This is a genomic window from Streptomyces sp. NPDC014623 (genome assembly GCF_043088245.1).
Classification (GTDB): domain Bacteria; phylum Actinomycetota; class Actinomycetes; order Streptomycetales; family Streptomycetaceae; genus Streptomyces.
Genome location: NZ_JBIBZU010000008.1, coordinates 253271 through 277450, shown reverse-complemented (window position 1 = coordinate 277450; position 24180 = coordinate 253271). Strand labels below are relative to the sequence as shown.

The window sequence follows — 24180 nt, the reverse complement described above, 5'->3', positions numbered from 1 at the left end:
CGCCTTGTCGGCCATCGTGCCCGCCGCTCCCCCCGGGGAGCGGCGGGCACGACGGGCGGGTGCTGCTCCGTGGGGCGGGCTACGCCTTGCGGCCCACCGCCACATAGCCGGCACTGATGACGTCGTCCTGGCCGGGGACCGGCTCGCCGAGTTCGGGATGCCAGGCTTCGGCCGCCACGATGCCGGGCTCGACGATCTCCAGCTCGTCGAAGAACCGGGCGAACTGATCACGGGTGCGGGGCGCCAGGGTGAGCGTGTTGGCCTTGTACATCTCGTCGACCTTGCGCGCCGCCGCCGGGTGGAAGTCGGCGGTGAGGTGCGAGATCACCACGTGGCTGCCCGGTGCGAGGACCGCGGTCAGGCGGTCCACCAGTTCGTAGGCGCCGTCCTCGTCACTCACGAAGTGCAGCAAAGCGATCATGGAGAGTGCGACCGGCCGGCTGAAGTCGAGGGTCTTGCCCGCGTGCTGGAGTACGGCCTCCACGTCGCGGGCGTCAGCCTGTACGTAGTCGATGGCGCCCTCCTCGGTTCCCTTCAGCAGGGCTCCGGCGTGTGCCAGGACGATCGGATCGTTGTCGCAGTAGACGACCCGCGTGGCCGGGGCGGCCTGCTGGGCCACCTGGTGGAGGTTCGGCTCGGTGGGTATCCCGGTGCCGATGTCGAGGAACTGCCGGATTCCCTGGCCGGTCAGCCATCGGGTGGCGCGGTGCATGAACGCCCGGTTCACCTTCGCCATGACCGGGACCGCGGGCTCGACGGCAAGCATCTGCCGGCCCAGTGCCTCGTCCACCGGATAGTTGTCCTTGCCGCCGAGGAACCAGTCGTACATCCGGGCGGGATGAGGTCTGCTGGTGTCGATGCGCAGAGCGCGGGCATCGTTCTCCGGTCGGGACATGGCGGACTCCTGGTGTACGCATAAGAGGTGATCAGCTTTCGAACAGAATAGGGAAGCCGGGCGTCAAAAAGGACTGGAAGAAGGCAACTTGATCGTCGGCAGCCGATAACTTTTCGGTCGGTGCGGACACGGACGGCACGGAGAGCGGGGCGGCGGGCCGGGCCGCCGCCCCACTCGGGCCGGTGAGGCTTCCGGGTGTCAGCCTGCTCTGCAGGAGACGGTCGGCCAGGTCCAGTTGCCGTTGGCCTGGATGGTCGCGCCCCAGGTGTTGCCGCTGCCGTTGGACTTGGCGGTCAGTACCTGGGCGCTGGGGTAGGAGGCGGTGGTGTTCCAGGTGGAGAGGATCCTGGCGGGGGAGGGCACGTTCATGGTGACGGTCCAGTTGCTGGAGCCGGAGACCGTGACGTCGAGGTTGTAGCGGTCGTTCCACTTCTGGCCCGCGGACACGGTTGCGGTGCAGCCACCGCCGCCTCCGTCACCACCGCCGCCGGGGCTCCCACCGTCAGGAGCCACGGCGCGGCCGGTCTGCGGAGAGATCATGCCGGCGCAGAGCCCCCGGCTCGCCAGCCCCTGGGCGATACGGGGGATCGCGGCGAGCGTGTTGGCGGACCAGTCGTGCATGAGCATGATCTGGCCGTTGGTGAGCCGGGCGGCGGCCTGCACGATCGCGTCGGTGCTCGCGCCGTTCCAGTCCTGGGAATCGACGTCCCAGATGACCTGTGTCAGACCGTACTTGGCGGCGACGGACTGGACCGTCGAGTTGGTCTCACCGTACGGAGGGCGGAACAGTTTCGGCGTGCCCCCGCCGGCGTTCGCGATCGCCTGCTGGGTGCGGGAGAGCTCGGAGTCGACCTGTGCCTGGCTCTGCTGGGTCAGGTGCGGATGGGTGTAGCTGTGGTTGCCGACCCACATACCGGCGTCGACCTGCGCCCGGACCTGGGCCGGATTGGCTGCGGCGTACTGGCCCTGGTTGAACATCGTGGCCCGTAGCCCGTTCTGCTTCAAGGCGTTCAGCAGGCCCGGCGTGCTGCTGGAGGGGCCGTCGTCGAATGTGAGTCCGACGTAACCGCTGCACGCGGCAGCGGTGGCGGCGTGGGAGGCGGTGGGATCGGCGGTGACGACGGCTGCAGCGGCTGTCGCGGCGACAGCCAGAGCAGTGATCACGGGCCGGAAGGACAGGCGTGGCGTGATGCGCATACGAATGAGCCTTTCTCGTCCTGGTGGACATGGGGGAGACGGCCGGGGTGGGGCGGCGGCGGGCGTGAACCCCCGTCCCGTTGCTGCGATCTGCCGGTTGCCCGGGTGTCAGCCTGCTCTGCAGGAGACGGTCGGCCAGGTCCAGTTGCCGTTGGCCTGGATGGTCGCGCCCCAGGTGTTGCCGCTGCCGTTGGACTTGGCGGTCAGTACCTGGGCGCTGGGGTAGGAGGCGGTGGTGTTCCAGGTGGAGAGGATCCTGGCGGGGGAGGGCACGTTCATGGTGACGGTCCAGTTGCTGGAGCCGGAGACCGTGACGTCGAGGTTGTAGCGGTCGTTCCACTTCTGGCCCGCGGACACGGTTGCGGTGCAGCCACCGCCGCCTCCGTCACCACCCCACCACCGGAAGCCGTGCCCACGGTGATGTCGGAGTCGCCGCCGCTGCGCTGGCCCTCGGTGGCCATGATCATGTAATTGAAGGTGCCCAGGTTCATCCCCTGCCGGGCCCACGTGTCGAAGTGGTTACCGGTGCGGCGGCGGTGCCGGGCAGGGCCGGCACGGCCACGGCGGCCGTCGCCATGGCGAAGACATTGCGGACGGTGCGTCCGGACCGGCCGCGTGTGCGGTTCGCCGGCTGTGCGGGTGCGTCGTTCATGTGCGTCCTTCCCTCCTCGTCCTCGTGGGGCCGGGCGGGGCCCGGACAGCGCGAGACGTCCTCTGCGGGGATGCCGGTGAACAGCCGGTGACGGTGATCGCGCGTCGGTTCGGGGATGGGCCCGGATCGGCGGTGGTTGAAGTCCGTCGACGGCGAACAGTGTTGATCTGCCCCTGGCGGGTGTCAATAGTTTCGGCGCGAATCACGAAAGCATCGTTCCTCGCTGTGGAACGACATGAGTTTGTTTTGACTGTTCAATGCCAGTAAGCGTCAACGGGGAAGCTGTCAGGCGTGGCGATTCCGGAGATCAGATCGATGTTTACGTTCGATGTGATCGAAAGTTTCGAAGGTTCCGGGTCGCTGCGGAATGAGGAGATGTACGAGGAAGGGGGGACTTGGTGAAGAGGGCCGCGGGCCGCCGCTGTGGGGCGCGCCTTGGAGGGCGGCGGTTCCGTCCGGAACCGCCGCCCCGGAGTTGACCGCACCGGGTCCGAGTCGGTCCTTGCCCGCACTCCTGAGCGCGATGCTGAGTTCCAGGACGTCGGCCCGGGGATCGCCCATGGATCCAAGGGTGCGGTCCTCGGTGTACTCGTCCACGGACTTCGCGACCTGTCGGACGGGAAGGCCGTGCCGTTCCGCCACCCGGTGACCGGGGGTGCCTCGGACGGCGCTCCGGACGAGCGAGGTGCGCGGCCCCGCCCCGATCGTCCGGGTGGTGTTCCTGAGAGGCGCGTCCATGGCCGATCGGCCGTTCCTGGTTCAGGAGAGCCCGGCAGCGAGGGGAGGAGCAGGTCGATGATCTTGATGCCGATGGGCGGGGCGATCGGGCCGCCGAGTCCGTGGAACCCGAGGTTGCGGCGGAGCGTCCTGCCGGCGCCGGTCGGTACCGGACGCCTTTCGGGCCGGTGGTGCGAGGGCGAGGATGGTCGGCGCGCTGGAGCCGAGTGCGATCTCGCCGGGCGCCTTCCGCCGGGCGGAGCCTTCGGCCAGGGCGGCCGTCCGGCCGGTGAAGGTCTCACCCGGCTTGGTGGTGATCCGGACGACGGTCCGGTCGGGGGCGCCTTCGTGCCCCGGTGGCCGCGCTGCGGTCGCCGCCGGACTTCCGGATCACCGGAGCGGGGACCCGAAACCGTCCCTGCCGCGATGCCCCCGGGGCCGGTCCTGGTGCCACCTGGCGGCCGAACGGCCATATCCCGCACGGGTACCGGGGCTCGGGCCCCTGGGCCGGCGGGGTGCGCATCCACTCGGCTCCTGTTCTTAGGGTGATTTGCTATTTGCCTAATAGTCTTAGGCAGATGCATGATGGAACTTCCTGAAGGGGATGGTGACCATGGCGCGAGCAGGACTGACCGCGGAACGCCTTACGCGGGCCGGAGCGGAGATGGCCGACGAGGTCGGCTTCGACAAAGTGACCGTCGCGGCACTCGCCCGGCAGTTCGGCGTGAAGGACGCGAGTCTCTACTCGCATCTGAAGAATTCCCAGGACCTCAGGGCGAGGATCGCCCTGCTGGCCCTGGAGGAGCTCGCCGACCGCGTCGCCACCGCCCTGGCCGGGAGGGCGGGCAAGGACGCCCTGGAGGCGTTCGCGAACGCCTACCGCGACTACGCCAGGGAGCATCCGGGCCGCTACGCCGCGGCGCAGATCAGGCTCGACCCGGAGGCTGCCGCCGCCAGTGCGGGCGGCAGGCACGCCCGGATGACGCGGGCGATCCTGCGCGGTTACGACCTGACGGAGCCGGACCGGACTCACGCTGTCCGGCTGCTGGGCAGCGTCTTCCACGGCTACATCAGCCTGGAGTCGGGCGGAAGCTTCAGTCACAGCGCCCCCGGTACGCAGGAGACCTGGACACGGGTCCTCGACGCCCTCGACGCCCTGCTGCGGAACTGGCCCGCTCCCTGACAGCCCCGCGGTACAGCCGGACACCGGCCCGGAACAGGAGACGGAAGATGAGCGTCCACCCCGAACTGACACCCGCCCCGCTCACCGAGGACCTCCTGCGCGGGGCACTCGATCTGGAGCGCACCGAGCACGGCGTGCTGCCGCACCGGCTGCCCGCCCGTGCCCGCGCCCAGAACACCGACGGCCAGCTCGCCATGGCGGAGTCCCAGCCCTCCGGTGTGCGGCTCGTCATGCGCACCCGGGCGACCGTCGTGGAGCTGGACACCCTGCCCACGAAGCGGACGTACGTGGGGGCTCCGCCGCGCCCGGACGGGGTCTACGAGCTGCTGGTCGACGGCCGCCTCGCGGGCCGGGCCGGTGTGCCCGGTGGCAACACCCTGACCATCGACATGAACACCGGATCCGCCGAGGTCCGGCCGGGGCCGGCAGGCACCCTGCGCTTCAGCGGCCTGTCCGGTGATGTGAAGGACATCGAGATCTGGCTGCCGCACAACGAGACCACCGAGCTGATCGCCCTGCGCGCCGATGCCCCCGTCGAGCCGGTCCCGGAGCGGGGCCGCGCGGTGTGGCTGCACCACGGCAGTTCGATCAGCCATGGATCCGACGCCGCAGGCCCCACCACCACCTGGCCCGCGCTTGCCGCCGCCCTCGGCGGTGTGGAGCTGATCAACCTGGGATACGCCGGCAGCGCGCTCCTCGACCCGTTCACCGCCCGCGCCCTGCGCGACACCCCGGCCGACCGCATCAGTGTGAAGACCGGCATCAACCTGGTGAACGCCGACGTGATGCGCCTGCGCGCCTTCACCCCGGCCGTGCACGGCTTCCTCGACACCATTCGCGAAGGCCACCCCGCCACGCCACTGCTGGTCGTCTCGCCCATCCTGTGCCCCATCCACGAGGACACCCCGGGCCCCAGCGCCCCCGACCGCAGTGCCCTGCGGGAGGGGAAGCTGAACTTCCGCGCCGCGGGAGACCCTGCCGAAACGGCCGCCGGAAAGCTCACCCTGAGCACCATCAGGGACGAACTCGCCCGCATCGTCGAGCAGCGGGCGGCCGAGGACCCGCATCTGCACTACCTCGACGGCCGCGAACTCTACGGCGAGACGGACTTCGCCGAGCTGCCGCTTCCCGACGCGCTGCACCCTGACGCCGCCACGCACCGCCGCATCGGCGAACGCTTCGCGAAACTGGCGTTCCACGCCGGTGGCCCGCTCGCCGTCGCAGGCAGGGGGCCGGTTGAGAGCGGGGACGCACAGGAGCATTCTTGAACAGAGGTCGCATATGTGTGTTCGTGGGCGACCTGCCTAGGCGGGGAGGACGAGTGATGGGCCCATGAGCATGGGCGAGGCGGACCGCGGGAACCCGCCTGCCGGCGGTGGTGAGCCCACACCGGCGGCCGGAGGCGGACGGTCCGCCCACGTACTGTCCGAGGAAGTGCGCTGCACGATTCTGGAGCAGCTGCCGGTACCGGTGGCCTACTTCGACCGGAACCAGTTGCTCGCCATGGCCAACGAGGCGGCGGCGGATTCTGTCGGAAGACCGGAGGCGTCCCTGGTCGGGCTGATGCCCGGGGAAATCGAGCCAGGACTGTTCCTGGAGGGCGGGGAAGGGCTTGCCGAAGCCATCGAGCGGGTGCTGAGGACGGGTGTGGGCGAGCCCTATGAGACCCACATCGTGGTGCAGGGCAGCGAGCACATCTGGCAGGCGGCGATGTCACCTGTGCGCGATGCCGCCGGTGAGGTCCGGGGCGTGTCCGTCGTGACGCTCGACACGACGGACCAGTTCTGGGCGCGCCGGCGCCTGGCCGCACTGAACAAGGCCAGTGTGCGCCTGGGCAGCACCCTCGACGTGGGCCGCACCGCCGAGGAACTGGCGGAGCTCGGCATCGAGGACTTCGCCGACTTCGTGACCGTCGACCTGCTCGCCGAGGTACTGGCCGGCGACGAGGCGCGCTCCGTGACGCACAGGGACAAGATCTCCTTCCACCGGGCGGCCCAGAGGTCGGTGCTCGAAGGCTGCCCCGAATCGGTCGTCCCCCTCGGCGCCGTCCATGAGTACGGCCGGGACTCCGTGGTGGGCCGCGCTCTGATCGCCGGTGAACCGTCGCGCCACACCATCGACGAAGAGGCCCTGCGGCGATGGGCGACGAACGAACCGGCACGGACCCGGAACATGAGGGTCAACAAAATTCACTCGGTACTGGTCGTTCCGCTACAGGCACGCGGCGTCACCCTCGGCATCGTGCTGTTCTGCCGCCACCGGACCCCCGGGGGCTTCGGCACGGCGGATCTGCAGCTCGCCGCCGAGCTGGTCTCACGAGCGGCTGTCTGCGTCGACAACGCCCGCCGCTACACCCGCGAGCGGGCCACGGCCCTCGCCCTGCAGCGCAGCCTGCTGCCCCGCCGGGCCGCCCGTCAGAGAGCTGTCGAGGTCACCGCGCGCTATCTTCCGAACACCGACGGCGCCGGCATCGGAGGGGACTGGTTCGACGTCATCCCGCTGTCCGGGGCCCGGGTGGCCCTGGTCGTCGGCGACGTCGTCGGCCACGGGCTCCACGCCTCGGCCACCATGGGGAGGCTCCGAACCGCCGTGCGTACCCTCGCCGACGTCGACCTCGCTCCCGAGGAACTGCTCACCCAGCTCGACGACCTGGTCCTGACGCTCGACCGGGAACAGCCGGCGGACAGCGCCGACGGCGCGACGGTCGCCGGTGCGACCTGCCTGTACGCCGTGTACGACCCGACGGCCGGATGCTGCACGATGGCCAGGGCGGGTCACCCCGAACCGATGCTGGTCCGTCTCGACGGCACCGTCGAACAGCTGCGGCTGCCCTCCGGCCCCTCGCTGGGAGTGGGTGGCCTGCCCTTCGAAGCGGCGGAGTTCGAGCTGCCCGAAGGCAGTCGGCTGGCCCTGTACACGGACGGGCTGATCGACACGGCGGACGGGGACATCGATGCCGCCCTCGCCGAACTGTGTGACCTGCTCGGCCGCCCCTCGTGCTCCCTCGAGGAGACCTGTGACACCGTCATGGACGCACTGGTTCCCGAGCAGCCGAACGACGACGTCGCCCTGCTGCTGGCCCGGACCCGTCGTCTGGACGCGGACCACTACGTCTCGTGGGACCTGGCCGCCGATCCCGCCGTCGTGCCGAACATCCGCAAACGTGCCTCCGCCCAACTGAGGGCATGGGGCCTGGACGACGCCGTGTTCACCACCGAACTGGTCGTCAGTGAACTGGTCACCAACGCCATCCGCTACGGCAGCGATCCGATCCGGCTCCGCCTCATCCGGGACACCGCGCTCATCTGCGAGGTCTTCGACGGCAGCAGCACCGCGCCCCATCTGCGCCGTGCCCGGATCTTCGACGAGGGCGGACGCGGTCTCCTGCTCGTCGCCAGTCTCACCGAGCGCTGGGGAACCCGCTACACCGGCACGGGCAAGACCATCTGGGCCGAACAGCCCCTGCCCGACACGGAAGAGGCGGACCTCGGCTGACTCCGGCTGCTTCCGTGGCAGGGGGGACCGTCCGTCAGCTCGTGTCCGAGTCCTTCGAACGCTTCCGTCACGGCTGTGCGGCGCTTCCGCGCCGACGGAACACCGGTCCGCGCAGGATGTTCGCTTCACAGGCTCTGACGTTCGCTCAAGACGGAGAGGGAGGCGGCCGAAGAAACAGATATGTCGCACGCACGCACACGCCGCACCCTCCTGACGAGCGGTGCCCTGCTGGGCGCCGGCGCCCTGCTCGGCGCGACCCCCGCCGACGCCACCGGTCAGGTCGTCGCCGAACGGCGGCTGGACGAACGGCTGGTCGAGCTGACCGTCGAGTCCCCTGCCCTGGGCGGCCGGAGCACCGTCGCCCTGCTGACACCACGCGGCTGGGACCGGCGCCGCCCCGGTGACCGCTGGCCGGCCCTCTATCTGCTGGCAGGCGGAGACGGTGACCACACCACCTGGACCACCCTCTTCAAGGTGCAGGAACTGGCCGAACTGCGCGATGTCCTGGTGGTCATGCCGGGCATGCCGCTGTTCGGGTTCTGGACCGACTGGTGGAACCACGGCGAGGGCGGCACTCCCCGGGTGCGCACGTACTTCCTCCGTGAAGTCGTGCCTCTGATGGAGTGGGACTACGGGGCCGGGCCGAACAGGGCGGCGGCCGGTGAGTCCCAGGGCGGCTTCGGAGCCCTGGGTATGGCGTCCCGGGTCACGGGCCTGTTCGGTGCGGTCGCGGCTTTCGGGGCACCCGTGCATCCGGTCCGGCACCCGGAGATGTGGCTCTCCGGGGCGAAGTTCGTCGGTGTGGACGGCTACGCGATCTTCGGTGACCCGTGGAAGCAGTGGAGGAACTGGCTCGACTGGGATCCCTACCGTCACGCCGGAGGGCTGCGCCACACCCCCGTCTACCTGGCCTCCGGAGACGGAAAGCCCGGCCCGCTCGACGGGGAGGAGTCCGATCCCCACATTCCCGGCACCGAGAAGTGGGTGGCACTCGCCGACGACGGCGTCACATCCGTCACCGAAGCCGTCTGCGGCGAGGAGACGAGGATGCTCGGCGACCGGCTCACGTCCCTGGGGGCACCCGTGACCACCCACCTGTACCCAGGTGGGCACAGTGGGACCTACGGGCACCGGGAGCTGCGCCGCTCCCTGCCGATGCTGGTGGCTGCGCTGCGCCGGTGACAGCCGGGACTTCTCCCGTCCTGTCCGTCCGGGCGCCGTCCGACGGCTCCCGGCGCCGCCTCGCGGTACCGGGAGCCGCCGGACGGGATCAGGCAGCCGGAGCCGGGTAGGTCGGGTACTCGACGCCGGAGACGTGCTGGACGACCCGGACGACCTGCGAGGAGTAGCCGAACTCGTTGTCGTACCAGAGGTAGAGGATCGCGTTGTCGTCCTCGACCTTGGTCGCGCCCGCGTCGACGATCGAGGCGTGGCGGGAGCCGATGAAGTCGCTCGAGACCGCGTCGGGAGCGGTGATGAAGTCGATCTGGCGCCTGAGAGGCGAGGTCAGCGACACGTTACGGAGGTAGTCGAGGACTTCCTCCCTGCTGGTGCCGCGCTCGAGCTGCAGGTTCAGGATCGCGATCGAGACGTCCGGCACCGGGACGCGGATGGAGCTGCCGGTGATCTTCGCCTTGAGATCGGGCAGGGCCTTCGTGACGGCGGACGCGGCACCCGTCTCGGTGATGACCATGTTGAGGGGGGCCGAGCGGCCACGGCGATCCGAGTTGTGGTAATTGTCCAGAAGGTTCTGGTCATTGGTGAACGAGTGGACGGTCTCCACGTGGCCGCGCACCACACCGTACTCGTCGGCCATCGCCTTCAGCGGCGGGACGATCGCGTTGGTGGTGCACGAGGCGCAGGAGAGGATCTGCTCCTCCGGCTTGATCGTGTCGTGGTTGACACCGTGCACGATGTTGGGGACGTCGCCCTTGCCGGGCGCGGTCAGCACGACCTTCGCGATGCCCGGCTGAAGGTGCTTGGACAGGCCTTCGCGGTCGCGCCAGCGACCCGTGTTGTCGATGAGGATGGCGTCCTTGATGCCGTGCGCCGTGTAGTCCACCGATGTCGGGTCGTCGGAGTAGATCACCTGGATCTCGTTGCCGTTGGCGATGATCCTGCTGTTCGCCTCGTCGACGGTGATCGTGCCCTGGAACTGGCCGTGGATGGAGTCACGGCGCAGCAGCGAGGCGCGCTTCACGAGGTCTTGCCCAGCGCCCCGGCGTACGACGATGGCGCGCAGCCGCAGGCCGTTTCCGGACCCGGTCTTCTCGATGAGCAGCCGGGTCAGGAGGCGGCCGATGCGGCCGAATCCGTACAGGACCACGTCGCGCGCCTCGCGCCGCTCCGTCTTGTTGGCGCCGGTCGCCCCGGCCACGGCCTCGGCGGTGAAGTCGTCCACCGACAGGCCTCGGCCGTCGGTCCGGTACGTCGCGGCGAGCATGCCGATGTCGATCTGCGACGGACCGAGGTCGAGCGCGGAGAGGGCGTGCAGGAACGGCAGCGTCTCGGTGACCGAGAGCTCCTCGCCGGCTATCTGCCGGGCGAACCGGTGGGTCTTGAGGATGCTGACCACCGACTTGTTCACCAGGGAGCGGCTGTGGAGCAGGATCGTGACGTCCCGCTCCCGGTGCAGCTTCCCGATGATCGGGATCATCGACTCAGCGATCTCCTCGCGGGTCTTCCAGTTGGTGAACGAGTCCTCGGTGGCAGTCACAAGTCCATCTTTCGAGCTAGGCGGTGCTCATATGTTAACCGCACCTGATTTCGGCCGTGCAATCGGCATCCAGCCGGGATCCGCCTCGGCATGCCGAAGGACCACGAGCAGCTCGCGGACCACTACGGACCCAGGACGCTCGACGGCCGCCCCGGCCTCCACCACCTCCGCGAGGAGAGCGAGTACGTGAACCTCACAGGCCGTTGGGGCGCCCGCAGGTGATCACGCTGCTCCGGCTCGACGCCCTGTACGCCGGAGGGCCGGTACGAGGTAGGCCGTGGCGTCACCTTCCCTCGTCCTCACCTGTGAGATGGCGGGAAGGCCTGCGTGCGGTGTTCTCCAGAGCCCGCAGAAGCGGCTGGATCTCGGGGTGCCGGGCCAGGAGGTGATCGCTGAAGGGGTTGATGACACCGCGCAGGATCCCGATCGGTTGCCAGCGCCGGGGAACCGTGATGCGGGCCGTGCGGTGCTCGATACCCCGGACCACTCGGCGGGCGACGAGTTCGGGGGTGACCGCGGTGGCGAGGGGACGGGGGAAGGCGGCTTCCCGCATCCGGGTGGTGAGTTCGTGCCCTCCCGGGGCCGGACGGCTCATCGTGGTGTGCACCCATCCCGGGTAGAGAACACCGGCGGTGGCCCCGTGCATGGCCAGTTCGACGCGAAGGGCACGGGTGAACTGTTCGACCGCGGCCTTGGAAGCTGCGTAGGGGGCGTTCACCGCACCGTTGATGTAGGCGTAGGTGGACGAGGTGACCAGGACATGGCCGCGGCTGGCGATGATCTGAGGGAGGGACGCCCGCACCGTGCGCCACACGCCCAGGAGGTTCACTTCGATGATGTGCTCGAACAGCCAGGGTTCGACGGTCGCGACGGTGGCGGGGACGGCGGGAGCGACAGCCGCGTTGGCGAAGACGACGTCGAGCGCCCCGAACCGGTCGACCGTGTGAGTCACCGCGTTCTGCAGGGCTGTCAGGTCGGTGACATCCGCACGCAGAGGCAGTGTCCGGTCTTCTCCCAGCTCACGGGTCAGCTCGGCGAGCTGGGAGACGGTGCGGCCCGTGAGGGCAAGGTTGGCTCCCCGGGCGTGCAGGGCCCGGGCGGTCGCTGCACCGATCCCACCACCGGCTCCGGTGATGAGTACGGTCTTGTCCGACAGGCGGTTCGGTGCCATGGGCCGTTCTTCTGACGAGTGTGCGGGGGAGTGCGGAAGGTCCGCTGCGAAGCGCGGTCCCGGCCGTTTCCCGCACGGGGCCGGATCCGACGGCCGGGCGCGGGCCCTCAGGGGTTTCGTGGTGCGCCGCCTCGTCGCAGGACGTGGCCGGGCGGGGCGTCGCACCCGCCGGCCCGGGTCCGGTTTCCCGAAGACCGCGCCCGTCACGGTGCCCTGCAAGGGACGTGGACCCGAGGGCCGGACCCGGGACGAACGGCCGGAGGCGCCGGACGGGCGGGAGGCGCCCGACGGATGCGGTGTGCCGGCCGGGACGCCCGCGACGTGGTCCTGACCGGCGTCCTGCAGCCGACCGGCCGGCTCCGCCCCTCCGGCCACCGCGGCGGCTCATACCGGCTGGGGTACGTCGTCGGGTGTGAACCGCACCGCCGTGCCGTACAGGTCGAGCAGACCGTGGAAGGGCTGGGCGGGCAGGCCCGGCTTCCACAGCTCGACGGCCATCTCCCCGTGGTACAGAAGGGGCCAGCGCACGTAGGCCCGATCGTCGGCCGGGTCGTTGACGGCGTGGGAGCGGCGGACGGTGTCACGGGCGATCTCGACGGTCAGGTCGGTGCCGCAGCCGAAACCGTAGGGGAACTGCTCGCGGTCTGCCGTGACGGTCTCGACGACCGTGTCGTCGCTGGAGACGACGCCGACGTGGGCATGGATGCCGGCCCGGATGAGGGGGACCTCGCGTTGCCCGCCGGGGTCCAGCACCCAGGCGCCCGAGGCGTCCTTGGTGACGCGGACGGTCGGGCAGGCCTCCATCAGGGCGCAGATCTCCCATGTCTCCACCGAGGGCTGCATCGGCAGCACACCGGCCGGCGCCAGGACGCGCAGGCGCCGGCCGCCGGCCAGGCGCGGCTCGACGGCCACGGTCTGTTCACGCCTCAGGGCGCGCTTGTCGACGTCCCAGGACCCTGAGGCGCTGACCACGAGGCAGTCGAGGCCGGGATCGAAGGCGAACAGCATGCCCTCGCTGGAGCCCCGCATCCCCATGTAGAGCTCGTACATGTCGGCCAGCTGCTCGGAAACGAAGTCGGACACCTTCAACGGTGGTGAGAGCAGTCCCAGCTCACCCATCCGTCGCCCGGCCTCGGCCAGTTGTCCGGGGACGGGGCTCTCCTGCCACGCCTCGGCGGTGATCGCGCCGCGGACGATGTCGTAGTCCTCGGCGACCTGGCGGGCGCAGGCCGCGGTCACCAGCCGGTCGCGCATGCGGTCGGCGATGTCGCTCACCTCGGTGGGATGACCACCTTCCATGGTGCACAGCGTCACCTCCCGTACCCGGCCGGCGTTTCCGCGGGAGACGAAGACGACCTTGGCCTCTCTCCGCCCGTCCACGACCTGCGCGCCCGGTCCGCGAACACCGCCGGAGGGCCGGGGTGTTCAGCCGGGAATCCGCCGGCGGCCGCCTCTCGCAGCCGCCACCAGCTCGGGAACGGTGGCCAGTTTGACCCTGGGGCGGCCGGCACGGCGCCCCAGGGCCAGTTCGGCGCGCTCGATCTCCGCCAGGCCGCGGCCATCGACGACCCTCCGGTTACGCCGCCGCACGAGCCGCTGGAAGGCCTTCGCCCCCTGCCCGGGCGTGGGCAGCGCGCCGCTGACGGCGTCGTCCAGCAGTGTGCCCACGGTCTCGGCGGCGCAGGTGCGGTTGGCCCCGATGCCGCCCGAGGGGCCGCGCTTGATCCATCCCACGACGTAGGTCCCCGGCCGGCCCGTCACCCGGCCGCCCTCGTGCGGAACGGTGCCGCTCGCCTCGTCGAACGGCAGCCCGCTGACCGGCAGTCCGCGCTGGCCGACCGCCCGCAGCAGCAGTCCGGCAGGAATCTCCAGGCCGCTCGTGCTCCTCGTGGCGTCCGCGCCGTCCGTCACCCGTACCGCGCCGACGGCGCCGTCCGCACCGGCGAGTGCCTCGACCGGCGTGGAGTGGAAACGGAACACGATCCGTCGGCCGGCCGAGGGGCGCGACCAGTCCACCACCTCGCGGGTGACGCCCCGCAGGAGCGCGGCCCGGCTGCCCGGGGCCGCGGCGTCGATCGCGGCACCGGTGCGTGGGTCATGATCGTCGACGATCAGCTCCACGCCGTCCAGGTGCTTGAGCGCGAGCAGCTCGGACCTGGTGTACGCCGCGTCCTCGGGCCCCCGCCGTCCCAGCAGCACGACCTCGCGCACCGAGCCGTCCCGCAGGGTCTCCAGCGCGTGACCGGCGATGTCGCCCGCGGCCAGCGCGTCGGGGTCCGAGACCAGGATCCGCGCCGTGTCGAGGGCGACGTTCCCGTTGCCGACCACGACGACCCGCTCCGCGGACACGTCCACGGCGTCCGGGGCGACCTCGGGGTGCGCGTTGTACCAGGAGACGAACGTCGTCGCGCAGACGCTGCCGGGCAGGCCCTCGCCGGGAATCCCGAGCCTGCGCCCGGCAGGTGCGCCGACGGCGTAGATCACCGCGTCGTGATGCGCGGCGAGCTCCTCCGGAGTGATGTCCCGGCCCACCTCCAGGCCGAGGTGCATGCGCACCCTCGGGTGCGTGTGGAACCTGGCGAAGGCGTCCCCGGCCTTCTTCGTCGACAGATGGTCGGGTGCCACCCCGTAGCGGATGAGCCCGCCCGCGACGGGCAGCCGGTCGATCAGCGTCACCTCGGCGCCCGTGTGCAGCAACAAGTCCTCGGCGGCGTACATCCCCGCAGGCCCGGTGCCCACGACCGCGACCCGGATCGGTGCGAAGTCCGCGGGCAGGCTGCGCTTGAAGACCGGCTCCCCCCACACGTGGAAGTTCGGCCCCCCGGGGGTCTGCTCCGGTTCGCGCTCCGCGAAGTACGCCGCGTTGAGCGGGCCGTACTCCTGCTGTGCGGCCGGGAGGCTGTCCACCGGGAACACCGCGTCCACCGGGCAGGCGTCCGCACAGGCACCGCAGTCGATGCAGGACTTCGGATCGATGTAGAGCATCTCCGTCCGGCCGAAGTCCGGTTCCTCCGGCGTGGGGTGGATGCAGTTGACGGGGCACACCGAGACACAGGTGGCGTCGCTGCAGCACGTCTGGGTGATCGCGTAGGTCATGATGTCCGCTCAGATCAGATGGGCGCGCTTGTAGAACATCAGGGCGGGCTTGGTGAGCAGGCGGGCCGAGGCCAGGAAGTCCATCAGCCCCGAACAGCTCGAGCGCATCATCGACTTGTGGTGCTCATTGGCCTTCGCCTCGCCGAGGGCGCGCTTCTTGTCGAGTCCGGCGTTGGCGTAGACGTCCTTGTTCACCATGCTGGTGACGATGACGTACGACGCGATCGCGATGACGAGTGCGTTGATCTGCCGTCGCACCGGGCCTGCGCCGCTGAGGTGCTTACGCGTCTTCGCGCGGGCGAACTTCATGTGCCGGGACTCTTCGACGACGTGGATGTTGTTGATGGTGCGGACGAAGGGCACGACCCGCTCGTCCCGCATCCAGTCGCGCTGCATGACGTCGAGGACCTCCTCCGCGACGAGGATCGCCGCATAAGCGGCCTCGCCGAACGCGAGTGTCTTGAAGGCCCGGCCGAGCTCCACCGCGAGCCGGTGCGGCCGGTAGGGCGGGGCGCCCAGCTTCTGTGCGCCGCGGGCGAACATGATCGAGTGCCGGCACTCCTCGGCTATCTCGGTCAGCGCCCACTGGACGTCCGCGCTCGTGGGGTCCTTCGCGTACACATCACGCAGGACCATCTGCTGCAGGATCATCTCGAACCAGATGCCGGTGCTGGCCACCGAAGCGGCTTCCTGGCGCGTCAGTTCCTTGCGCTGCGCCTCGGTCAGCTCGCCCCAGTACGCGGTGCCGTACAGGGTGCTCCACTCCGGGCTGGCCCCGTGGAACTCCTTGTCCAGCGGTGTGTCCCAGTCGACCTCCGTGGCCGGGTCGTACGCCAGTGTGGCGGCCGATTCGAGCAGGCGGCGGGTGAGGTGGTCCTCGGGAGGCCGGTCCTCGGCGTCCGGCCGGACGGTGCTGCTTGCCATGGTGCGGCTCCTCGGTTCGTCAGGGATGTCCTTGGTGCTGTCACATGTGCGCTGTCGGTGACGGCCCGTCATGCCCCGTGTCGCTGACGGGGGATGGCGGCAGCGTCCGGCAGGGGCCGGTGCCGGCCCCTGCCGGACGGCCCTTCGCCCCGCTTGTTAGACGGAAGGTATAGCAAGGATGCCGGGCAGGCCTACCCCCCAGTAAGAAATGTGCGCTCATCCTCGCGATATCTCCTCGCGTATGCCCGTGCGCGCGTTCCTGTCACCGGCCGGAGCCGGCGAAGGGCTGCTTGTTCGCAGTGCCGAACATCGTTCGCAATTTCAGCGCGAGTCATTGACGCCGCCATTTCCCGGGCCTACGGTCCCGTCCGAAGTGACGGTCGTGCGTCGAAATACCGAACACGCTGCCTTCCCTTCACGCGTCCCCGCACCTCAGAGACGAGCCGAGACGAGCCGCCATGCAACCACCTCTCCTCAGCCGGCGCCGAGCCCTCGCGGGCGGTGCCGGCGCCCTGGCCGCCGCCGGAGCCCTGAGTTCCCTGTCCGGCTGCGCCGCGCCCGCGACCGCAGCCGGCCCTGGACAGACCCTGTTGCGGTACTGGCATCTGTTCGGCGGTGGCGACGGCGTCAACATGCAGGGAATGCTGGACGACTTCAGGGCCGGTCACCCGGACATCGCCCTCGAGGCCTCGACCCTGCAATGGGGCGCCCCGTACTACACCAAGCTCGGCATGGCCGGTGCCGGCGGCAGGGCCCCCGAGCTCGCCGCCCTGCACCTCGCCAGGCTCGCGGGCTTCGCCCCCGGCAGGCTCCTCGACCCGTTCGACCTCGATCTGCTGGCCGGACACGGCGTGCGGGAGGAGGACTTCCCGCCGGACATCTGGCGCCGGGGCCGGATGGGCGGCAAACAGTACGCGGTCCCGCTCGACACCCACCCCTTCGTCCTCTACTACCAGACCGAGGTCTGCGAGAAGGCCGGCCTCATGTCGGGCGGCCGGCTCAGGACGATCAGCGGCGCGGACGATTTCGCCGAGGCGCTGTGCGCCGCGAAGAAGACGACAGGGCGGCCGGGTCTGGTGACCGAGACGCTCGGACCCGACTGCATCACTCCCTGGCGTCTCTTCTCCAGCTTCTACGCCCAGGCCGGTGGCACGGTGCTCTCCGCGGACGGGAAGCGCCTGGCGCTCGACGACGACAAGGCCCTGCGGGTGCTGGAGTATCTGGCCCGGCTCACCGAGGAGGGGCTCATGGTGCGCCGCGTCGACTACCCGGGGTCCGTCGGTGTCTTCAACGGAGGGAAGACCGCCTTCCACCTCAACGGTGAGTGGGAGATCAGCAGCTTCAGGGCCACCGGGCTCCCGTTCTCCATGACCCGTATTCCCGCGCTCTTCGGCTCAGCGGCCACACAGGCCGACTGCCACGCCTTCGTCCTGCCGCACCAGGAGGACCGCGGCGGCGCCCCGAACGAGGCGGCCCACGCCCTCGTCGCCTGGATGCTCAAGAACTCCGTGGCCTGGGCCGAGGGCGGGCACGTGCCCGCCTATCTGCCGGTGCTGGACGATCCGGCCTATCTCGCCCTGAAGCCGCAGTCCGAGTACCGCACAGTGATCAACGATGTGGCGCTGGACGAGCCCGCGTGGTTCGCCGGTTCCGCCTCCCGGCTGTGGATCGAGCTCGGCGCCGTGTTCTCCGGGGTTCTCACCGGCTCCCGAAGCCCGCGCAACGCCCTGACCGAGGCCAGGACGCGGCTGCGGAAACTCCTCGACACCCGCAACCCCCTCCCGGGAGCCGCGTCATGACCTCCACCACCACAGCGGCGGCGCCGGCACCCGTGGCGAAATCCGCCGGGGGCGCGGCCCGGCGTCCGGCCCGCGCTGTGCGCAGGAAGTGGACCGAACACGGCCTGGTGTTCGTCACGCCCTTCTTCCTCGTGTACGCCATGTTCCTGGTCTGGCCTCTGGTATCCGGCCTGGGCATGAGCTTCACCAGTGAGGACATCACCGGTACCGGAGGGGAGTTCGTCGGCCTCGACAACTACGCCGAGGCGGTGCGTGACCCCGAGGTGTGGTCGTCGCTGTGGAACACCGTCTGGTTCACGGTCCTGTCCACCGTCCCCCTCGTCGTCGTCGGTCTCGTGCTGGCACTGCTCGCCCACCAGCTGCGGGTGGTCCAGTGGCTGTGGCGGCTCAGCTGGTTCGCCCCGTTCCTGCTGCCGTCCGGGGTCGTGTGCCTGCTGTTCCTGCACATGATCCTGCCGTCCGACTACGGCCTCGCCGACCAGCTGCTCGCAGCCGTCGGACTGACCCCGGAGATCGGTTGGCTGACCGACGAGCGGTACGCCATGCTCAGCATCGTGGCGACCACCGTCTGGTGGACCGTCGGCTTCAACTTCCTGCTGTACCTCGCCGCCCTCCAGGCCATCCCCACGCATCTCTACGAGGCCGCCGAGCTGGACGGGGCAGGGGCGTGGGACCGGCTCCTGCGCATCACCCTGCCGATGCTGCGCCGTACCACCGGACTGGTCGTGGTCCTCCAGGTACTGGCCTCGCTGAAGATCTTCGACCAGGTCTACATCATGACCGGCGGCGGTCCCGACGAGTCCACCCGGCCGATCCTCCAGTACGTCTACCAGCAGGGTTTCACGGGCTACCGCATCGGCTACGCCTCGGCCGTCTCGTACATCTTCTTCGCCCTGATCCTGACCGTCTCCCTGGTGCAGCCGCTGCTGTCCCGGCGCCGAGCTGAGGAGGCCGCGAAGTGAGCGGTTCCGCCACCGTCACCCCCCGTCCCACCCCGCGGTCCGAGCGTTCCACCGACGCCGGGGGCCGTCGCCTGCGGTGGACGCGCGGCAGGATCGTCCTGCTCGTCATCGCCCTGCTCCTCACCGCGGCGTGGCTCCTGCCGCTCGCCTGGGCCGTCGCCACCTCCCTGAAGCCGGAGGGCGACACCACGAAGACACCGCTCTCCTGGATCGGCTCGCGCGTCACCTTCGACGCGTACAGCAAGGTCTGGGAGTCGGGCGACCTGATGGTCTGGCTGATGAACTCGGCCTACGTCTCCGTCATGACCACCGTGCTGACCGTCGTGACATGCGCGATGGCCGCGTACGGATTCACACGCACCGACTTCCGCGGCCGGCGGCTGCTCTACGGGCTGGTGCTCGCCGGCATCATGGTGCCCCCGCAGGTGCTGATCGCGCCCCTGTTCCGCGAAATGGTCCAGCTGGGCCTCGTCGACACCTACTGGGGCGTGATCCTGCCCCAGGTCGCCGTGCCCGCCATGGTGTTCATCCTGGTCAAGTTCTTCGAAGGCGTACCGAGGGAGCTCGAGGAGGCGGCCTTCGTCGACGGCGCCGGCCGCTGGCGGGTGTTCTGGACGATCGTCATACCGCTGTCCCGGCCCGTGCTGGCGGCCGTGGCGATCTTCACCTTCATCTCCACCTGGAACAACTTCCTGTGGCCGTTCCTCGTGACCACCGACCCCGGTGGCATGACCCTTCCCGTCGGCCTCGTCAACGTCCAGTCGACCTTCGGGGTGCGCTACGCCCAGATCATGGCCTCTCTTGTGATCGCGGGAATGCCGCTCCTGATCGTCTTCGCGTTCTTCCAGCGGCAGATCGTGCGGGGTATCGCCCACACGGGTCTCGCCGGCCAGTAGGAGCGGCGCCGGATTCCAGGCCCGTACGGACGGCATCCGTACGGGCCCAGGCGATCTCCGCGCCCCCGTCGGCAGCACAGCACCACACCCGCCGAGGTCGCCGTCACGGTCCGGCCCGGCGCCGTCCTCCGCGCCGGGCGTGGACCGGCGCACACCACTCGTCGCGGGGTCCGCACCGGTCACCTCCCTCCTCCTCGGCACCGGACCGCGTGTCAGGCGGCCGTACCGGCCGGTCCACGAGGCCGGCGGGGCGGCGAGGAAGCGGGAAGCCGTGTAGAAAGGGTCACATGGCCGGACACTACGGCCGCCTGCGTTCGTTTCTCCCCATGAGAAGCCTCGCTGGTCAGGTCTTTCTCCTGCAGGTGGCGATCGTGGTGCTGCTCGTCGCTGCCTCCGTGGCCGCGCTCGTGCTGCAGTCCCGCGCCGACAGCGACCGCGAGGCCCGTAACCGCTCCGTCGCCGTGGCCGAGGCCTTCGCGAACGGTCCGGGCACGGCAGCCGCCTTGAAGGGCCCCGACCCCACCGCAGTGCTCCAGCCGAAGGCCGAGGCGGCGCGCAAGGGCTCCGGAGTCGACTTCGTCGTCGTCATGAACCTGGACTCCATCCGCTACACCCACCCGCTGCCCGACCGGATCGGCAAGAAGTTCGTCGGCGAGGTGGCACCCGCCCTGACCGGCCGGGTGGTGACCGAGAAGGTGGACGGAACCCTCGGCCCGCTCGTGCAGGCCGTGGTTCCCGTGCCCGGCGCGGACGGCGAGGTCGTGGGCCTGGTGTCCGCCGGAATCACCATCAAGAACGTCAGCGGCGTCGTCGAGGACCAGTTCCCCCTCCTGTTCGGCTCCGCCACCGGGGTGCTCCTGCTCACGACGGGAGGCACGGCACTCGTCACCGGACGGCTGAAACGCCAGACCCACGGTCTCGGCCCGACCGAGATGACCCGGATGTACGAGCACCACGACGCCGTTCTGCACGCCGTACGCGAGGGCGTGCTCATCCTCGGCGGCGACGGGCGGCTCCTGCTGGCCAACGACGAGGCGCGAAGACTCCTGGGCCTCCCACCGGACATCGAGGGCACGCCCGTCACGGAGCTCGGGCTCGGCCCGGTCACCACCGCGCTGCTGGCCTCGGGACGCAGCGCGACCGACGAGGTGCATTCCGTGGGTGACCGCCTCCTGGCCGTCAGCCAGCGGGCCACCGACAGGAACGGCGGACCGCCCGGAAGCGTGACGACCCTGCGGGACACCACGGAGCTGCAGGCCCTCACGGGCAGCGCCGCCATGGCGCGCGGCAGGCTGAAGCTCCTCTACGACGCGGGCACGGAGATCGGCACCACCCTGGATGTCGTACGGACGTGTGAAGAACTGGCGGACTTCGCCACGGCCAGATTCGCCGACCACGCCACCGTGGACCTGGCCGAGGGGGTGCTGCGCGGCGAGGAACCCACAGCCGCCCGCGCGACCACCGAGGGCCTGCGCCGCTCGGCCTTCAGCGGCCGCCGCGACGACACGGGGCTCCATCCGCTGGGCTCGGTGGTCCGCTTCCCGCCGACCACGGTGATCGGGGCCGGTCTGTTCAGAGGCGAAGCCGTTCTCGACACCGATCTGGCGCAGCTGTCAGGATGGCAGCAGCCTGACCCGGCACGAGCCGAGCGCATCATGGAATGCGGATTCCACTCGCTGATCGCCGTCCCGATGCGGGCCAGGGGGGTGATCCTCGGCGTGGCCGTGTTCTGGCGCGCCCAGAGGCCCGAGCCGTTCGAGGACGAGGACCTGTCCGTCGTGGAGGAGATCGTCGCCCGCGCCGCGGTCAGCATCGACAACGCGCGCCGTTACTCGCGTGAGCACAACGTGGCGGTCACCCTGCAGCGCAGCCTGCTGCCGCAGGGGCTCCCCGACCAGAGCGCCATCGACGCCGCCTACCGGTACCTCCCCGCACAGGCCGGGCTCGGCGGACTGGGCGGAGTCGGCGGAGACTGGTTCGACATCATCCCGCTGCCCGGCGCCAGGGTCGCACTCGTGGTCGGTGACGTGGTGGGGCACGGGCTCCACGCCGCCGCCACCATGGGACGTCTGCGCACGGCGGTCCACAACTTCTCCACCCTGGACCTGCCGCCCGACGAACTGCTCTGGCACCTGGACGAACTCGTCGCCCGCATCGACCTGGACGAGACGGCCGAGGGTTCCGACGGAGGCGGTGTCACCGGGGCCACCTGCCTCTACGCGATCTACGACCCCGTGTCCGGGCGCTGCACCATGGCGCGGGCCGGTCACCTCCAGCCGGTGATCGTCAGCCCCGAGGGCGACGCCGTGTTCGCGGACGTGCCCGGTGGCCCGCCCCTCGGGCTCGGCGGTATGCCCTTCGAGACCCTCGACGTGCAGCTCCCGGAGAACAGCCGGCTGGTGCTCTACACGGACGGGCTCGTGGAGGAACGGCACCGGGACATCGACTACGGGCTGGAACTGCTGCGCGAAACGTTGTCCGGGCACCCCGACAGGACGCCGGAGGAGACCTGTGAAACCGTCCTCCGCGTCCTGGTGCCCGCCAGGGCCCGTGACGACGTGGCGCTGCTCGTCGGCCGCACCCGCCGTCTCGCCGCCGAGAACGTGGCCGAGTGGGACGTGCCCTGTGACCCCGCAGCGGTCGCCCGGGTCCGTTCGGACGTCTCCCGCAAGCTCGCCGAGTGGAATCTTGTCGAGGAGGCGTTCACGACCGAGCTGATCCTCAGCGAGCTGGTCACCAACTCCATCCGCTACGCCACCGGCCCCATCCGCGTACGGCTGATCCGTGACCGGACACTGATCTGTGAGGTGTCCGACCGCAGCAGCACCTCGCCCCACCTGCGCCAGGCGGCCAGCACGGACGAGGGGGGCAGGGGACTGTTCCTCGTCGCCCAGCTGGCCGAACGCTGGGGCACCCGCTACACCGACGACGGCGGCAAGGTCATCTGGACGGAACAGCTGCCCCAACCGTAGGCGAAAGGGCCGGAACGACCGGACAGCGTCAGGTCACCGGCGGCAGTGCAGGAAGAGATGGGGTTCCGGCGCAGCCCCCGGACGCGACGGCGTGAACACCGTGTCCGCCTCGTGCACGACGGTGAGCCCGGCGCCGGTCACGAGTGCTCTGAACGCTTCCGGGCCGAAGCTGGTCACCCGCACCTCCTGGCCCATGAAGACGGTGCTCACGTCCTCCACGTCCAGCGGTACGGTCGCCAGGACCAGATGGCCGCCGGGCCGGAGCGTCCCCGCCAGGCGGTGCACGAGGGCGCGCTGCTCGTCGCGCGACATCTGCAGCAGCGAGAAGTAGACGCAGACCGCGTCGAAGCTCTCCTCCTCCAGGGGGAACTCACGGATGTCGGCGCAGCGGAAGGAGGCCTCGGGAACACGGTGGGAGGCCAGTTCCACCATGACGGGCGAGACATCGACACCCAGCACCTCGTGCCCGGCGGCCGCCAGTGTGCGGGCGGTCGGCCGGCCCGTACCGCTGCCGACGTCCAGAATCCCGCTGTGCGGAGCCAGCTGCCCCAGCAGCCGGTTCAGCGAGTCGAGGTGTGCCCCCGAGCCGGCGAACGCCGTCTCGTAGTCGGCCCCGATGGCGTCGAACACCTCGGCTGCCGCAGGCCGGTGGCCCTCGGTCATGATGACGCCCCTTTCCGGACCGTCGCTACGGGATACGGGCGACCGCGACGTAGACGCCGCTCATCTCCCGCTCGGGGGCCGGTGTGCCGCGGAACCACTCGGGAGCCGTCACCAGGCCGGGCTCGACGATGTCCAGGCCTTCGAAGAAGCGGGCGAACTCGGCGCGGGTGCGCAGCGCGAGCCGGATGCCGCCCTTGCCGTACTCGGCCGCTCCCTCTTCCCCGCGCTCGGGGTTCACGTCCGACGCGCCCTGGGACAGCACCACGTAGCTGCCCGGTGCCAGGGCCGCCGTCAGGGTGCGCACGACGGACACCGGGTTCAGGTCGTCGGGCAGGAAATGGAGGAGACCCAGGAGCGAGAGCGCGACGGGGCGGTCGAAGTCCAGGACCTTGCGAGCCGCCTCGATGATCGTGGCCGGCTCGAGCACATCCGCGTGCACATAGTCCGTCGCCCCCTCCGGCCGGCTGATCAGGAGGGCCTCGGCATGCCGCAGGACGATCGGGTCGTTGTCGCAGTAGACGACCCGGGAGCGCGGATTTATCTCCTGGGCGATCTGGTGCAGGTTCGGCGCGGTCGGGATCCCCGTGCCGATGTCCAGGAACTGGCTGACACCCTCACCGGCGAGCCAGGCCGTCGCGCGGTTCATGAAGGCACGGTTCTGGAACGCCCCGGCCTTCGCCTCGGCCGGCAGGTGCTCGGCCACCGCCTGGTCCACGGGGTAGTTGTCCTTGCCACCGAGCAGGGAGTCGTAGACGCGTGCCGAATGGGGCCTGCTGGTGTCGATCGGGGGATGAGGTGTCCCAGTCGTCATGACGAGCTCCGTTGCAGATGAGGTGGACCGC

The 24180-nt window shown here is 70.2% G+C and carries 20 protein-coding genes and 1 pseudogene; 9 read left to right on the top strand and 12 right to left on the bottom strand.

The window, feature by feature from the left end; genetic code table 11:
• Positions 1–79: 79 nt before the first annotated feature.
• From ACF1FZ_RS16075 to ACF1FZ_RS16055, 5 genes and pseudogenes are all read right to left on the bottom strand, one after another.
• Positions 80–895, bottom strand: coding sequence for an SAM-dependent methyltransferase (locus tag ACF1FZ_RS16075; RefSeq protein ID WP_391774002.1), 816 nt, complete (start codon positions 893–895; stop codon positions 80–82).
• Positions 896–1093: 198 nt separating this feature from the next.
• The gene (locus ACF1FZ_RS16070; RefSeq protein ID WP_391774001.1) at positions 1094–2092 is read right to left on the bottom strand and encodes a polysaccharide deacetylase family protein; all 999 of its coding nucleotides are present in this window, start codon (positions 2090–2092) and stop codon (positions 1094–1096) included.
• A gap of 108 nt (positions 2093–2200) precedes the next feature.
• A pseudogene (locus ACF1FZ_RS16065) lies at positions 2201–2619 on the bottom strand (glycoside hydrolase family 11 protein); the annotation flags it as partial.
• Positions 2580–2744 (bottom strand): hypothetical protein, encoded by a 165-nt coding sequence (locus tag ACF1FZ_RS16060; protein WP_391774032.1) that lies wholly within the window; start codon positions 2742–2744, stop codon positions 2580–2582. The pseudogene ACF1FZ_RS16065 and the gene ACF1FZ_RS16060, both read right to left, overlap by 40 nt.
• A gap of 285 nt (positions 2745–3029) precedes the next feature.
• Complete coding sequence (locus ACF1FZ_RS16055; RefSeq protein ID WP_391774000.1) at positions 3030–3482, bottom strand: potassium-transporting ATPase subunit C; 453 nt, start codon at positions 3480–3482, stop codon at positions 3030–3032.
• Positions 3483–4074: 592 nt separating this feature from the next.
• On the opposite strand from ACF1FZ_RS16055, the gene ACF1FZ_RS16050 reads away from it, so the two are divergent.
• From ACF1FZ_RS16050 to ACF1FZ_RS16035, 4 genes are all read left to right on the top strand, one after another.
• Complete coding sequence (locus ACF1FZ_RS16050; RefSeq protein WP_391773999.1) at positions 4075–4644, top strand: TetR/AcrR family transcriptional regulator; 570 nt, start codon at positions 4075–4077, stop codon at positions 4642–4644.
• Positions 4645–4691: 47 nt separating this feature from the next.
• Positions 4692–5912 carry a GDSL-type esterase/lipase family protein gene (locus tag ACF1FZ_RS16045; RefSeq protein ID WP_391773998.1) on the top strand — a complete coding sequence of 407 codons (1221 nt, stop codon included), beginning with the start codon at positions 4692–4694 and terminating at the stop codon, positions 5910–5912.
• 64 nt (positions 5913–5976) lie between these two features.
• A complete protein-coding gene (locus tag ACF1FZ_RS16040) occupies positions 5977–8139 on the top strand; it encodes a SpoIIE family protein phosphatase (RefSeq protein WP_391773997.1) in 2163 nt (720 codons plus the stop codon).
• A gap of 180 nt (positions 8140–8319) precedes the next feature.
• On the top strand, positions 8320–9321 hold the full coding sequence (locus ACF1FZ_RS16035) for an alpha/beta hydrolase (RefSeq protein WP_391773996.1): 1002 nt from the start codon (positions 8320–8322) through the stop codon (positions 9319–9321).
• 88 nt (positions 9322–9409) lie between these two features.
• Here the strand turns inward: ACF1FZ_RS16035 and ACF1FZ_RS16030 are convergent, their stop codons facing one another.
• Entirely contained in the window at positions 9410–10855 is a 1446-nt protein-coding gene (locus ACF1FZ_RS16030; protein ID WP_391773995.1) for a glyceraldehyde-3-phosphate dehydrogenase, read from the bottom strand.
• Between the two features lie 90 nt (positions 10856–10945).
• Here ACF1FZ_RS16030 and ACF1FZ_RS16025 point away from each other — a divergent pair, with 90 nt between their 5' ends.
• Complete coding sequence (locus ACF1FZ_RS16025; RefSeq protein ID WP_391773994.1) at positions 10946–11077, top strand: hypothetical protein; 132 nt, start codon at positions 10946–10948, stop codon at positions 11075–11077.
• Between the two features lie 61 nt (positions 11078–11138).
• On the opposite strand, the gene ACF1FZ_RS16020 is transcribed toward ACF1FZ_RS16025, so the two are convergent.
• From ACF1FZ_RS16020 to ACF1FZ_RS16005, 4 genes are all read right to left on the bottom strand, one after another.
• Positions 11139–12026, bottom strand: coding sequence for a short-chain dehydrogenase/reductase (locus tag ACF1FZ_RS16020; protein ID WP_391773993.1), 888 nt, complete (start codon positions 12024–12026; stop codon positions 11139–11141).
• A 384-nt stretch (positions 12027–12410) separates the two neighbouring features.
• The gene (locus ACF1FZ_RS16015) at positions 12411–13406 is read right to left on the bottom strand and encodes a hypothetical protein (protein WP_391773992.1); all 996 of its coding nucleotides are present in this window, start codon (positions 13404–13406) and stop codon (positions 12411–12413) included.
• A gap of 45 nt (positions 13407–13451) precedes the next feature.
• On the bottom strand, positions 13452–15122 hold the full coding sequence (locus ACF1FZ_RS16010) for an FAD-dependent oxidoreductase (protein ID WP_391773991.1): 1671 nt from the start codon (positions 15120–15122) through the stop codon (positions 13452–13454).
• Between the two features lie 9 nt (positions 15123–15131).
• Complete coding sequence (locus ACF1FZ_RS16005; protein ID WP_391773990.1) at positions 15132–16046, bottom strand: diiron oxygenase; 915 nt, start codon at positions 16044–16046, stop codon at positions 15132–15134.
• A gap of 458 nt (positions 16047–16504) precedes the next feature.
• Between ACF1FZ_RS16005 and ACF1FZ_RS16000 the strand changes: the two genes are divergently transcribed.
• The 4 genes from ACF1FZ_RS16000 to ACF1FZ_RS15985 all read left to right on the top strand — a co-directional run bounded on the left by ACF1FZ_RS16000 (position 16505) and on the right by ACF1FZ_RS15985 (position 22675).
• A complete protein-coding gene (locus ACF1FZ_RS16000) occupies positions 16505–17845 on the top strand; it encodes an extracellular solute-binding protein (protein ID WP_391773989.1) in 1341 nt (446 codons plus the stop codon).
• Complete coding sequence (locus tag ACF1FZ_RS15995; protein ID WP_391773988.1) at positions 17842–18807, top strand: carbohydrate ABC transporter permease; 966 nt, start codon at positions 17842–17844, stop codon at positions 18805–18807. Before ACF1FZ_RS16000 ends, ACF1FZ_RS15995 begins: the two co-directional genes overlap by 4 nt.
• Positions 18804–19703, top strand: coding sequence for a carbohydrate ABC transporter permease (locus ACF1FZ_RS15990; RefSeq protein ID WP_391773987.1), 900 nt, complete (start codon positions 18804–18806; stop codon positions 19701–19703). Before ACF1FZ_RS15995 ends, ACF1FZ_RS15990 begins: the two co-directional genes overlap by 4 nt.
• Positions 19704–19990: 287 nt before the next feature.
• The gene (locus ACF1FZ_RS15985) at positions 19991–22675 is read left to right on the top strand and encodes a SpoIIE family protein phosphatase (protein WP_391773986.1); all 2685 of its coding nucleotides are present in this window, start codon (positions 19991–19993) and stop codon (positions 22673–22675) included.
• Between the two features lie 33 nt (positions 22676–22708).
• Here ACF1FZ_RS15985 and ACF1FZ_RS15980 read toward each other — a convergent pair whose 3' ends face one another.
• Entirely contained in the window at positions 22709–23338 is a 630-nt protein-coding gene (locus ACF1FZ_RS15980) for a class I SAM-dependent methyltransferase (protein WP_391773985.1), read from the bottom strand.
• A 25-nt stretch (positions 23339–23363) separates the two neighbouring features.
• Positions 23364–24149, bottom strand: coding sequence for an SAM-dependent methyltransferase (locus ACF1FZ_RS15975; protein WP_391773984.1), 786 nt, complete (start codon positions 24147–24149; stop codon positions 23364–23366).
• Positions 24150–24180: the final 31 nt, after the last annotated feature.